Origin of the sequence: Actinoplanes sp. NPDC051851 (genome assembly GCF_040681165.1) — a bacterium.
In the GTDB taxonomy this organism is placed as follows: domain Bacteria; phylum Actinomycetota; class Actinomycetes; order Mycobacteriales; family Micromonosporaceae; genus Actinoplanes.
On the sequence record NZ_JBFAYF010000035.1, the window covers coordinates 50,320 to 61,623 of the forward strand.

Genomic DNA, 11,304 nt, shown 5'->3' on the forward strand with positions numbered 1-11,304 from the left:
GCCACGACCAGCCGTGCGCACGGCCGGCGGGCCCGGCTGGTGCTGGCGGGTGTGTCGGGCCTCGGGAGGCACCCGTCAGCACCAGCCGCGCGGTTTTGGCTGGTCGTGGAGGGTGTGTCGGGCACCGCGAGGCACCCGTGAGTGCCGGCCGGTGACGGAATGAGCCGCCGGCGCGGATCGATCTCGACGGGACCGCGCGGCGCGGGCCCCAGGAATTCGCTGGTCAGGGAGGTCGTATCCTCAGCGGATGCTGGATGACGCCGCGCTGCTTCGCCGGATCGTCGCGGAGGCCGAGGTCGCGGACGCCCTGCGGTGGCTGGTCGACTTCGACGTCGAGGATGCGGACCCGGCTCAGGCGGTGACGGCGCGGCTGTCGTCGGGCGCGCGGTTGGAGATGATCGCCTGTGACGGTACGGGCGGGCGGTACTTCCTCGTCGGTGCGGAGGGTTCGTCGCGTTCCCTCCTGTTCGCGAACTCGGAGGGTGGCGCCGGTCTCCTCGGCCCGAGCCTGGCCACCGCGCTGGCGACCCTGGTCGCGCTGCCGCACTGGCATGACCTCTTCAAGTTCTCCGCCGGCGGGGACCTCGGCGAGATGCGGCGGGCCCACGCCCACTTCGTGGCGAACCGGAGCGAGGATCCCGACCGGGCGCAGGCGCAGGAGCTGATCATCGAGGTGCTGGGGCTGGAGCGCCTCGATGACCCGGTGCTGACGTTGTGGCGGTCGGCGCACGCCGCGGACCCGGCGGGCCACTTCCACGACGAGGAGGATGAGGGCGGCGGGCCGTGGGACCCGCTGTGGTCCGAGTGGACCGTCGAGCGGCTCACCAGGACGGGTGCAGGTCGGTCAGGTATGCCGTGAGGCGGTCGGCGATCAGCTCGTGGTCGTGGGCCGACGGGTGCCAGTGGCAGCCGGCGTAGTCGAGGCCCTCGCTGTCGTAGTACCACCAGTGGACCCGGTCGGTGCGGGACGCGACGATCGCCCTGGTCAGGTCGGTCAGCTGGGTGGAGTTGTAGACGTACGTCGCGCTGACCACGATCTCGGTGTGCGGGCCGTACCGGGCCCGCAGCCTGTCCAGGAAACCGTTGTAGGCGGCCACGTAATCCGCTTCCAGCTCGGCTGACGTCGTCCACTTCTCGCCCGGGTTGAGCGGGGTCGAGAAGTCGTTGATGCCGAGGCCGACCACCACGACCTGGGGGCGCCAGGACGGGTCGTGCCAGACGTCGCCGTCGACGCTGAGCAGGGCGCGGTCGTAGTACGTCCGGTAGTCCGTGCCGGGCTCGCCGCCGTTGTAGTTGCGGACCATGCCGCGGCCGGAGAACGCGTTGATCTGGTAGTCGGCGCCGAACCGGCGGGCGGTGAGCGCGCCGAAGCTGACGTCCGCGTCGGTGGTCCGGTTGACCTCGTCGCTCGTGCAGTCGCGGGTGGGGGAGAGGTCGCCGTACCCGGCGGTGTACGAGTCGCCGATGAACTCGATCTGCCGGTGCCGTGGCGCGGGTGCCGGGAGCAGGTCGCCGCGGAAGCCGCCGAACTCGCTGATCGCCCACGGGCTCTCGGAGCGCTTCACCAGGCGCACCTCGTGGTTCCCGGGGGCCAGGTCGCGGATCCGGTACGTCGTCGAGCCGGGTGTGACCAGGGTCGCCACGACGGCGCCGTCGATCTGAACGTCGTAGTCGGCCGATGCGTCGTTGAGGACGATGCCGATACTCGTACCCCGGAAACGCCCTTCGAAGTAGACGCCCGGCCAGCTGAACCGGACGACACCGGGTCCAGGCTCTGTCCTCCCCGCGGTGTGGGCCGGCAGCGGCGGGGCGGCGAGCAGCACGGCGGCCATCACGGAAGGTAGGTGACTGGTCAGCACACCGCCACCATAACCATCGACGCCGGGCGATTTCCAGGAGTGCGGGGGTTGTAGGGTGGCGACCCGGAGAAAAGGGGAAGGCGCATGTCGTCAAGCAGGGTGCTCATTCCGGTGGCCGGGGTCGTGCTCGCCGCCGTCGTGGTGGGTGGGCTCGCCGTCACCGGGAACCTTCCCGCGTTCAGCTCCGAGGGGCGCAAGCAGAAGCAGCTGACCAGCGCGCTCGACGACCTCGCGGCGACCTCGCCGGACTTCGCGGTCGCCGTCCTCGACAAGGCGAACGACACGGACTACTCGTACGAGGGCTCCGAGGAGTTCGACACGGCGAGCATCGTGAAGGTCTCCATCCTCGCCTGCACCGAGCTGCGCGCCCAGGACGAGAAGGCCGACCTCACCGACGAGCAGCAGTCGCTCGCCGAGAAGTCCATCCGGGCCAGCGACAACGACGCCACCACCGCGCTCTTCAAGGCGCTCGGCTCGGCCGACGGGCTGACCGCCTGCGACGAGCGGCTCGGCATGAAGGAGACCGAGGTCAACGCGGCCTGGGGTCTCACCAAGACCACCGCCGACGACCAGGCCCGGCTGCTCGGCAACCTGGTCAGCGACGACAGTGAGCTGGAGGTCGAGCGCCGGCAGTACGTCTTCGACCTGATGGGCTCGGTCAACGCTGACCAGGACTGGGGTGTGCCGTCGGCGGCGAAGGAGGGCGAGTCCGCGCCGGTCAAGAACGGCTGGGACACCCGCAGCGCCGACGACAACCTCTGGGTGGTGAACTCGATCGGCCGGATCGTCTCGGACGACCGGGACACCAACGTCTCCGTGGTGGTGCTGACGCGCGGCGACAAGACCCAGGAGGACGGTATCGCCCTGGTCGAGAAGATCGCGGCGCTGACCAGGGAGAAGCTCGGATACTGATCCGTACGTCACTGAGTTGATCTACTGAGGACACAGTGCTTCGTATTACTATGCGTGCGGATCTTCGGATGGGCCCCTAAGGAGGCGTCGGTGGCTGACCGGCGGCATGCGTTGGAACGGATCGACCCCACGGTGGCGCACTCCGCCCGGCGGTACAACTACCTGCTCGGCGGGAAGGACAACTTCGCCGCGGACCGGGCCTCCGGTGACGAGATCCAGAGACACATGCCGGCGATCCGGCTCGCCGCGCTGGAGAACCGGGCCTTCCTGCAGCGCGCGGTACGGTTCCTGGCGTCCAACGGGATACGGCAGTTCCTGGACATCGGCACCGGCATCCCGACCGCCGACAACACGCACGAGGTCGCCCAGCGGATCGACCCGACGGCCCGGATCGTGTACGTCGACAACGACCCGATCGTGCTCACCCACGCGCGGGCGCTGCTGACCAGCACGCCGGAGGGGCGGACCGCGTACATCGACGCGGACCTGCGGCACCCGCGGGACATCCTGGACGACCCGGACACCCGTGAGACCCTGGACTGGACCAAGCCGATCGCGGTCATGCTGGTCGCGGTCCTGCACTTCATCCGGGACGACGAGGACCCGCAGGGCATCGTCGACACCATCATCGAGGCGCTGCCGCCGGGCAGTTTCGTGGTCGTCTCGCACTCGACGTGGGAGTACCTCCCGCCCGAGGCGATCGAGAAGCTGGAGCTGGCCAACCCGGGCGGGCGGTTCAAGGCGCGTACCGGCGAGGAGCTGGCGAAGCTCTTCGAGGGCCGCCTGGACCTGATCGAGCCGGGCGTCCAGTCGGCCTCCCTCTGGTGGGCCGAGGACGCCGCGCAGCCGCGCCCGTCGATCGAGGATGTGGCGTTCAACGCGATCGTGGGGCGGGTCCGCGCCGCCTGAGAGGTTCCCGAAAGGCCGGTTCCGCGTCGCGGGACCGGCCTTCTCCGTCTCACTCTGCGTCGACGCTAGCGTCGGCCGATTACGTTCGCGTTAACCAATCTTGATCGGTTAAGTCGGTGTTACGTGGGCGCCGAGCATAGCAAACGCACAGCATCTGACATGCTCATATCAATATCTCCGCAACATTCCATAGCTTGTTATGGATGGATTGGCCGTTTTGGTCAACGGAGAGTGATGTCGACCGGATGGCTCAGGGTAAACATAACGGGGTTACCTGCTGGTAGGGGGCCGGAGGGCGCGCACGCCGCGTGAAAGTGCCCCGATTGACCCGAGTGGGCCTGTTATGACGCCGCGGCACCCGCCGTCGAACCGGGGGCTTTTCAGGGCGCCTTACATTCATGACACTCAATCTCCGTCCGGTCATTCGCAGACCGTACGGAGAGAAGAAGAGGAGAAACGGTGCGCACCAGAGCGATCCTCAGCGCCACCACGCTCGCGGCGTCGATCGGCCTCGCGGGCATCGCGGGGCCGGCGACGGCCGCCGTCCCGGCCCCCACCCCGGGAACCCCGGCGTTCGCCCTTGCCCACGCCAAGACCGCCATCGCCGCGCGGGCCGGTCTCTTTGCGGCCAGCGGGTCCGACGCCTTCGCCGGCCGGAACATCAAGATCGACGCCGACGGCGAGAGCCACGTGCACCTCAACCGCACCTACCAGGGTGTGTCGGTGCTCGGTGGCGACGTCATCGCGCACCTCACCGCCGCGGGCTCGCTGACCGGCGTCACCCGTACGCAGAAGTCGGCGCTCACCCTGTCCACCACGCCGGGCCTGACCGCCGCCCAGGCGACCGCGAAGGCGGCCGCCGCCCTCAAGGGCACCGGCGTCCTCAGCCGGGCCACCCTGATGGTGGACGCCATCGAGGACAGCCCGGTGCTGGTCTGGAAGACCGCGGTGCTCAACGAGGCGGAGATGACCCTCACCCACGTGCTCGTCGACGCCAACACCGGCGCCGTCGTCGACTCGTGGGCCGAGGAGCAGACCGTCACCGGCTCGGGCACCGGCTACTACGTCGGCTCGGTCTCCCTGGACACCACGCTGTCCTCGGGCACCTACCAGCTCAAGGACCCGAACCGTGGCAACAACTACACGGTCAGCATGGGCAACCGGTACATCGGCTCCGGCACGCTGGTCACCGACTCGGACAACGTCTGGGGCACCGGCACCCTGGCCAACGACCAGACCCTGGCCGTCGACGCGCAGTTCGGCGTCGCCACCACGTGGGACTACTACAAGAACACCTTCGGCCGCAACGGCATCGCCGACGACGGCGCGGGCAGCTACAGCCGGGTGCACTACGGCCGCAGCTACGACAACGCGTACTGGTCGGACGACTGCTTCTGCATGACCTACGGCGACGGTGACGGCAGCTCCTACGGCCCGTTCACCAGCCTCGACGTGGCGGGTCACGAGATGACCCACGGCGTCACGGCCAACTCCGCGGGCCTGGTCTACACCGGCGAGTCCGGCGGCCTCAACGAGGCGATGAGCGACATCTTCGGTACGCTCGTCGAGTTCTACGCCGCGAACAGCAACGACGTCGCCGACTACCTGATCGGCGAGGAGCTGGTCATCGACGGTGACCCGCTGCGCTACATGGACGACCCGTCGAAGGACGGCAGCTCGGCCAAGTGCTGGAGCAGCACGGTCAAGAACCTCGACGTGCACTACTCCTCGGGCGTCGCGAACCACGCGTTCTTCCTGCTCGCGGTCGGCTCCGGCGCGCACACCGTGAACGGCGTCTCCTACAGCAGCCCGACCTGCAACAGCGGCACGGTCACCGGCATCGGCAACACCGCGGCCGGCGCGATCTTCTACCGCGCGCTCACCACGTACATGACCTCGTCGACCACCTTCAGCGGGGCGAAGACCGCCACGCTCTCGGCGGCCGCCGACCTGTACGGCACCAGCAGCACCCAGTACGCCCAGACCGCCGCGGCGTGGGCCGCCGTCTCGGTCTCGTAAGGACGTCCTGACAACGAAGCGGTGACCCGTGGCGGCGGGTCACCGCTTGGTCTTTGCCCTGTGGGCTTCGAGGTCGCCGCGTCGGCGTGGGCCGTCAGGGCAGGGCGAGCCGGCGTTCCACCTCCGGGGCTTACTCATGACCATAAAAGTATGAGAAACACGAGTGGTAACCGGGCATTCGCTCACTTTATCGTCGATCTCATGACTCCCCGCCGCTTCGGCATGGACCGGGCCTGGGGCGAGCGCGCGGCCCGTCCGCTGCGCCTGCTCGCGGGTCCGGGCGCGCCGCCCACGCCCGACGAGCTCGACGCCCTCCGGGACGGTCTCACCCGTCGGGACGAGCCGGCCGCGTCGTTGGTCCAGGCCGTTCATGCGTCACCCGATCTTTCCGTCACATCCCTGTTGCGTACGCTGAAAGCAAGCGCAAGCGACGACGCGCCGGAACCGGTGCGGAGGTTCTTGACGCACGTGCTGGACCGGCCCTCGTGGGTCGACGACCGGCTGCTCGAGCGCGGCGCGCGCGCCTGCCGGAGCTACGGCATGGACGCCGGTCTGGTGCTCGCCTACGGTTCGCTGCTCGGTGGCTACCGCACCGCCGCGGCCCTGGAACCCCTGGTCAGAACCGGTCGTCTGAGCGGCGGTGAGACCCTGCGCCGGATCCAGGAGACCTCGCTCTGGTGGCGGTCGGTGACCGCGCCCGGCGGACTGGCGCCGGGCGGCGACGGCGTGCTGCAGACCCTGCACGTCCGGGTGATGCACGCGCTGGTCAACGACCGCCTGGCCGCCGACCCGACCTGGGACCACGCGCTGCGCGGCCTGCCGATCAACCAGTACGACCAGGCGAGCACGCTCGGCGTGTTCAGCACCAGCTTCCTGCTGCACCTGCGCCTGCTGGGCGTTCGCGTCCCGCGCGCCGACGCCGAGGCCGTGATGCACCTGTGGTGCTACGTCGGCTGGCTGCTCGGCGTGGACGACCGGTGGCTGCCGCGGACCGAGCGGCAGGGCCGCCGGCAGCTCTACCACTTCCTCTCGCTCGACCCGCCGCCGGACGCCAACAGCGTCGCCCTGGCCCGCGCCCTGATCGCGATGACCGACGAGGTGGTCACCGGCCGCTTCCGCCGCCGGTACGAGCGCGAGCGGGCACTATCGGTCAGCACCTGGCTGCTCGGTCCCGCCGCGATGCGCGACCTCGGGCTGCCCGCGCGGCTGCCCTGGTACGGCCTTGCCCGCGTCGCCGCCAACCTGGTGATGAGCCAGGGTCTGGGGCGCCTGCCGGGCGGACGGTCGATGCTGCTGGCCCGGAGCGAGCGGCAGGCACGCGCTCAATTCGCTCGATGGGGTGCAGCCCTTCCCTGATTTCATAGCTCTCCCATGTATAAACACGGGATGAGCGAACTGTTTGTGGAGATCCTGCAGACGTCGTCGCTGGGCGACCGCAGTTATCTGGCCCACGACGGCCGGGTGGCGGTCGTGGTCGACCCGCAGCGCGACATCGACCGAGTCCTGGCCCTCGCCGGGCGCCTCGGCGTACGTGTGACCCACGTCGTCGAGACCCACCTGCACAACGACTACGTCTCCGGCGGGTTGGCCCTCGCCCGGGTGACCGGCGCGTCGTACCTGGTCAACGCCGCCGACGCGGTCGACTTCGAGCGCGTCCCGGTCACCGACGGCCTGCTCGTCGACGTCTCGCCGCTGATGAGCCTGCGCGTGGTGGCCACCCCCGGGCACACCTTCCACCACCTCTCTTACCTGCTGCTCGGCAGCGACGAGCCGGTCGGGGTCTTCACCGGCGGCTCGCTGCTCTTCGGGACCACCGGCCGCACCGACCTGCTCGGCTCCTCGCACGCCGCGTCACTCGCCGAGCATCAGCATCATTCGGTACGGCGGCTCGCCGACCTGTTGCCCGACGGCGCCCACGTCTGGCCGACCCACGGATTCGGCAGCTTCTGCTCGGCCGGCCAGACCGACGCGACCTCCTCCACGATCGGCCGGGAACGCACCGCGAACCCGGCCCTGCGCCTGGAGGCCCCGGACTTCGTGGCGTCGACCCTCGCCGGGCTCGACCGGTATCCGGCGTACTACGCGCACATGGGCGCCCGGAACAGCGCCGGCGCCGACCTGATCGACCTCAGCCCGGTCCGCCCGGCGGACGCCGCGGAGCTGGCCACCCGGATCGGGGCGGGGGAGTGGGTGGTCGACCTGCGTACCCGGAAGGCGTTCGCGGAACGGCACCTCGCGGGGACGCTGAGCTTCGGCCTCGACGGCGCGCTGGCGACGTGGCTCGGGTGGATGGCACCGTGGGGCGCGCCGATCACCCTCCTCGGTGAGTCCGCGGAGCAGGTCGCCGAGGCCCAGCGGGAGCTCGCCCGGATCGGCATCGATCGCCCGGCGGCGGCCGCCCTCCCGGACTTCTCCGGCCCGTCCGCCTCCGCCTTCGCCTCCTTGCGTACGGCTACCTGGGCCGGGTTCGCCGCGGTCATCGAGGAGTCCGACGTGATCCTGGACATCCGGCTCCCGAACGAGTGGCGTGTCGGCCACGTCGCCGAGGCGATCCACGTCCCGTTGCCGGACCTGCCGTCGGCGCTCGGCACGCTGCCGCCCGGCACGATCTGGGTGCACTGCGCGTCCGGCTACCGAGCGGCGGCGGCCGCCAGCTATCTGCAGCGTGCGGGCCGCTCCGTGGTGCACATCGACGACGCCTTCCCCCACGCCGCCGCCAACGGCTTCGCGGTCGTCACCTCGCCCTGACCCCCTGTCCCCAGCCGGGTCGCTGTTCCGGGCGCCACCCGCAGCGATCCGGCTGGCCCGCACCGCGCACGGTCTCAGGCGGCCGTCGCCCGGCCGGTCTCCCCGGTGAAGTAGCGCAGGGTCAGATCGGTCTTGGTGCGCTGCGAGCGGGCCGGTGCGATGCCGTAGTCGCGCAGCAGTGCGGAGAGCCGTTCGCCGACGTCGGCCGCGTGCCCGACCGGGCAGCGGGTGGAGAGCTCCAGCAGGGTGGAGCCGTCCGGATACGACCAGCGCTCCACGGTCAGCGGCGCACCGAGCGCGGACGGTACGAACCGGTATCGCCGTACCTCGACCGGGCCCAGCGCCCGCAGATCGCCGATGGCGATCGAGGGCGGGCCATAGGTCTCGATCAGCCGTCTCTGCCGCGAGGTCAGCAGCGAGGCGAGAGGTTCGCGGTTCTTGAGGGTACGGTCCACGTCACCGTGCCCGAGGCGTACCTTCATCGACCCGGAGCAGACCCGGTGTCCGGGCAGCGCGTCGATCTCCACCTCGAAGTTGCGGGCGCGGCGCAGCCACTTCGGGGCCGGGTCGACCGTCATCGGGCGCAGCTTGACCGCGGTGTCGTCGGGCCGGCCGTCGGTGGCGCGGACCCGGACGATCAGGCCGTGCCGGTCGAGGGCGAGGTCCGGGGTGTCCAGGAAGTAGACCCGCCGGACCCGGGCCCGGTGCCGTCCGAGGCGCAGCGAGCGCCGGTGGTGGTCGGGGACGACCACCTTGAGCTCGACGTTCTCGGCCTCACCGGTGAGCGGGAGCACGTGACGCCGGGACGGGGGCACCCAGAGGCCCCACCGTGCGGAAGCCATCGTCCTCCCTGTCCGTCCGTCGAATACCGAAGGAGAAGCCTATCCGAAACTCACACCTCGATATGTGAGCCCATGATCACTGTTCGGTCGCGCGGCAGCCGGAAGTGCTCGGCGGCGTCGGCGGTCAGGTACGACGTCGCGATGAAGAGCCGCTTGCGCCAGGCCGCCATGGTCGGCGCGTCCCCCCGGCGCACCTCGACCTTGGAGAGGAAGTACGAGGCCCGGTCCAGGTCGAGCCGGCCCTCGGTGGTCTGCTCGTCGAGCGTACGCAGCACGGGGAGCAGTTCGGGTGTCTCCGCGTAACCGAACCGGATCGTCACGTGCACGATGCCGTCGTCGTCGAAGCCGAGGTCGTCCAGGGCGAGCCGCTGGGTGGCCGGCACCCGCGGCACCGGTTCGGTCTTCACCGCGATGATCAGGATGTGCTCGTGGCGGACCCGGTTGTGCTCGACGTTGGCCCGCATCGCCAGCGGCGCGGCCTCCTTGCCCCGGTTCAGGAAGACCGCGGTGCCGGGGACCTGCGTGGTGGCGCACCGGTTCTCCCGCAGTTGGGCGACGAAGTCGTACAGGGTGCCCTCGCGCAGCCGCCGTTCCCGGGTGACGATCTCGCGGCCCTTGCGCCAGGTGGTCATCACGGTGAACGTGACGAGCGCGAGCAGCAGCGGCAGCCAGGCGCCGTGCACCAGCTTGGTCAGGTTCGCGCCGACGAAGAGCAGGTCGACCAGGAGCAGGACGGCGGCCCCGGCGTAGAGCAGCCAGCGCGGTATCCGCCAGCGGGTCCGGGCCACGTAGAAGAAGAGCAGCGTGGTGATGGTGATGGTGCCGGTGACCGCCATGCCGAACGCGTACGCGAGGGCCGCCGAACTGCGGAAGGCGAAGACCAGGGTGAGGACCGAGACCATCAGGACCCAGTTGATGAAGGGTACGTAGATCTGCCCGATCTCGGAGTCCGAGGTGTGCTGGACCCGCAGCCGGGGCAGGTAGCCGAGCTGGGCGGCCTGCGAGGTGACCGAGTACGCGCCGGTGATCACGGCCTGCGAGGCGATCACCGTGGCGGCGGTGGCGAGCAGTACCAGCGGCAGCCGGGCCCACTCCGGGGCGAGCAGGAAGAACGGGCTCCGGATGTTGCTCTGGTCCTGGATGATCAGCGCGCCCTGACCGAGGTAGTTCAGCGTGCAGGCGGGCAGCACCAGGAAGATCCAGCCGCGAGTGATGGCCGTACGCCCGAAGTGGCCCATGTCGGCGTAGATCGCCTCGGCGCCGGTGACCGAGAGGACGATCGCGGCCAGCGCGAAGAACGCGACGTCGAAGTTGTGGGCGAGGAAGCCGACCGCGTACGTGGGGGAGAGCGCCCGCAGGATGCCGGGTTCCCGGGCGATCCCGGTGACGCCCAGGAAGCCGATCACCACGAACCAGGTGATGGTGACCGGGCCGAAGACCTTGCCGACGATGGCCGTGCCGTGCCGCTGGACCAGGAAGAGCGCGACGATGATGACCGCCGTGATCGGCACCACGAACTCGCCCATCGACTTCTCGACGGTCTCCACGCCCTCGACCGCGGAGAGCACCGAGATGGCCGGGGTGATCATGCTGTCGCCGAAGAAGAGCGCGGCGCCGAAGATGCCGACCACGGCGAGCACCCCGCCGGCCCGGCCCGCCGACGTGGATCGGCGCAGCAGCGCGATCAGGGCCATGATGCCGCCCTCGCCGTCGTTGTCGACGCGCATGGCCAGGGAGACGTACGTGATGGTCACGATGATCATCACGGACCAGAAGATCACCGAGACGACGCCGTAGACGTGCCCGGGGCTGACCGGGACCGGGTGCGGGTCCTCCGGGTTGAACACCGTCTGCAGCGTGTAGATCGGGCTGGTGCCGATGTCGCCGAAGACCACGCCGAGGGCACCGACGACGACCCCGATGCCGGCGTTGGCGCTCTTCGTTCCGGACACGGCACCGCCCACCTGTCAAAACGGACAAATCGCGCTATCGATCTTACGCGTAGTAACCGGACT

Annotated in this window: 9 protein-coding genes; 6 read left to right on the forward strand and 3 right to left on the reverse strand. The window is 69.9% G+C overall.

Annotated features, from left to right (window positions below):
* Nucleotides 1-247: 247 nt before the first annotated feature.
* A complete protein-coding gene (locus AB0M08_RS29100; RefSeq protein WP_364499835.1) occupies nucleotides 248-859 on the forward strand; it encodes a hypothetical protein in 612 nt (203 codons plus the stop codon).
* Here AB0M08_RS29100 and AB0M08_RS29105 read toward each other — a convergent pair.
* Complete coding sequence (locus AB0M08_RS29105; protein ID WP_364499837.1) at nucleotides 822-1,859, reverse strand: SGNH/GDSL hydrolase family protein; 1,038 nt, start codon at nucleotides 1,857-1,859, stop codon at nucleotides 822-824. The two genes, AB0M08_RS29100 and AB0M08_RS29105, sit on opposite strands and share 38 nt — an antisense overlap.
* Before the next feature lie 84 nt (nucleotides 1,860-1,943).
* Between AB0M08_RS29105 and AB0M08_RS29110 the strand changes: the two genes are divergently transcribed.
* The 5 genes from AB0M08_RS29110 to AB0M08_RS29130 all read left to right on the forward strand — a co-directional run bounded on the left by AB0M08_RS29110 (nucleotide 1,944) and on the right by AB0M08_RS29130 (nucleotide 8,447).
* Nucleotides 1,944-2,771, forward strand: a complete 828-nt coding sequence (locus AB0M08_RS29110) for a serine hydrolase (RefSeq protein ID WP_364499839.1) — start codon at nucleotides 1,944-1,946, stop codon at nucleotides 2,769-2,771.
* 90 nt (nucleotides 2,772-2,861) lie between these two features.
* Nucleotides 2,862-3,680, forward strand: coding sequence for an SAM-dependent methyltransferase (locus AB0M08_RS29115; protein WP_364499841.1), 819 nt, complete (start codon nucleotides 2,862-2,864; stop codon nucleotides 3,678-3,680).
* Between the two features lie 459 nt (nucleotides 3,681-4,139).
* Nucleotides 4,140-5,699 carry a M4 family metallopeptidase gene (locus AB0M08_RS29120; protein ID WP_364499843.1) on the forward strand — a complete coding sequence of 520 codons (1,560 nt, stop codon included), beginning with the start codon at nucleotides 4,140-4,142 and terminating at the stop codon, nucleotides 5,697-5,699.
* A gap of 201 nt (nucleotides 5,700-5,900) precedes the next feature.
* Entirely contained in the window at nucleotides 5,901-7,055 is a 1,155-nt protein-coding gene (locus AB0M08_RS29125) for an oxygenase MpaB family protein (protein ID WP_364499845.1), read from the forward strand.
* Nucleotides 7,056-7,085: 30 nt separating this feature from the next.
* On the forward strand, nucleotides 7,086-8,447 hold the full coding sequence (locus AB0M08_RS29130; protein ID WP_364499848.1) for an MBL fold metallo-hydrolase: 1,362 nt from the start codon (nucleotides 7,086-7,088) through the stop codon (nucleotides 8,445-8,447).
* Between the two features lie 74 nt (nucleotides 8,448-8,521).
* Here AB0M08_RS29130 and AB0M08_RS29135 read toward each other — a convergent pair whose 3' ends face one another.
* Together AB0M08_RS29135 and AB0M08_RS29140 are read right to left on the reverse strand one after the other, a co-directional pair.
* Nucleotides 8,522-9,289: a hypothetical protein gene (locus tag AB0M08_RS29135; RefSeq protein ID WP_364499850.1), complete on the reverse strand. Its 768-nt coding sequence runs from the start codon at nucleotides 9,287-9,289 to the stop codon at nucleotides 8,522-8,524.
* A 50-nt stretch (nucleotides 9,290-9,339) separates the two neighbouring features.
* Entirely contained in the window at nucleotides 9,340-11,241 is a 1,902-nt protein-coding gene (locus tag AB0M08_RS29140) for a KUP/HAK/KT family potassium transporter (protein WP_364499853.1), read from the reverse strand.
* Nucleotides 11,242-11,304: the final 63 nt, after the last annotated feature.

Coding starts and splice junctions, on each gene's coding strand:
- AB0M08_RS29100 (WP_364499835.1), top strand. CDS start 248: ATGCTGGATGACGCCGCGCTGCTTCGCCGGATCGTCGCGGAGGCCGAG.
- AB0M08_RS29110 (WP_364499839.1), top strand. CDS start 1,944: ATGTCGTCAAGCAGGGTGCTCATTCCGGTGGCCGGGGTCGTGCTCGCC.
- AB0M08_RS29125 (WP_364499845.1), top strand. CDS start 5,901: ATGACTCCCCGCCGCTTCGGCATGGACCGGGCCTGGGGCGAGCGCGCG.
- AB0M08_RS29130 (WP_364499848.1), top strand. CDS start 7,086: ATGAGCGAACTGTTTGTGGAGATCCTGCAGACGTCGTCGCTGGGCGAC.
- AB0M08_RS29135 (WP_364499850.1), bottom strand. CDS start 9,289: ATGGCTTCCGCACGGTGGGGCCTCTGGGTGCCCCCGTCCCGGCGTCAC.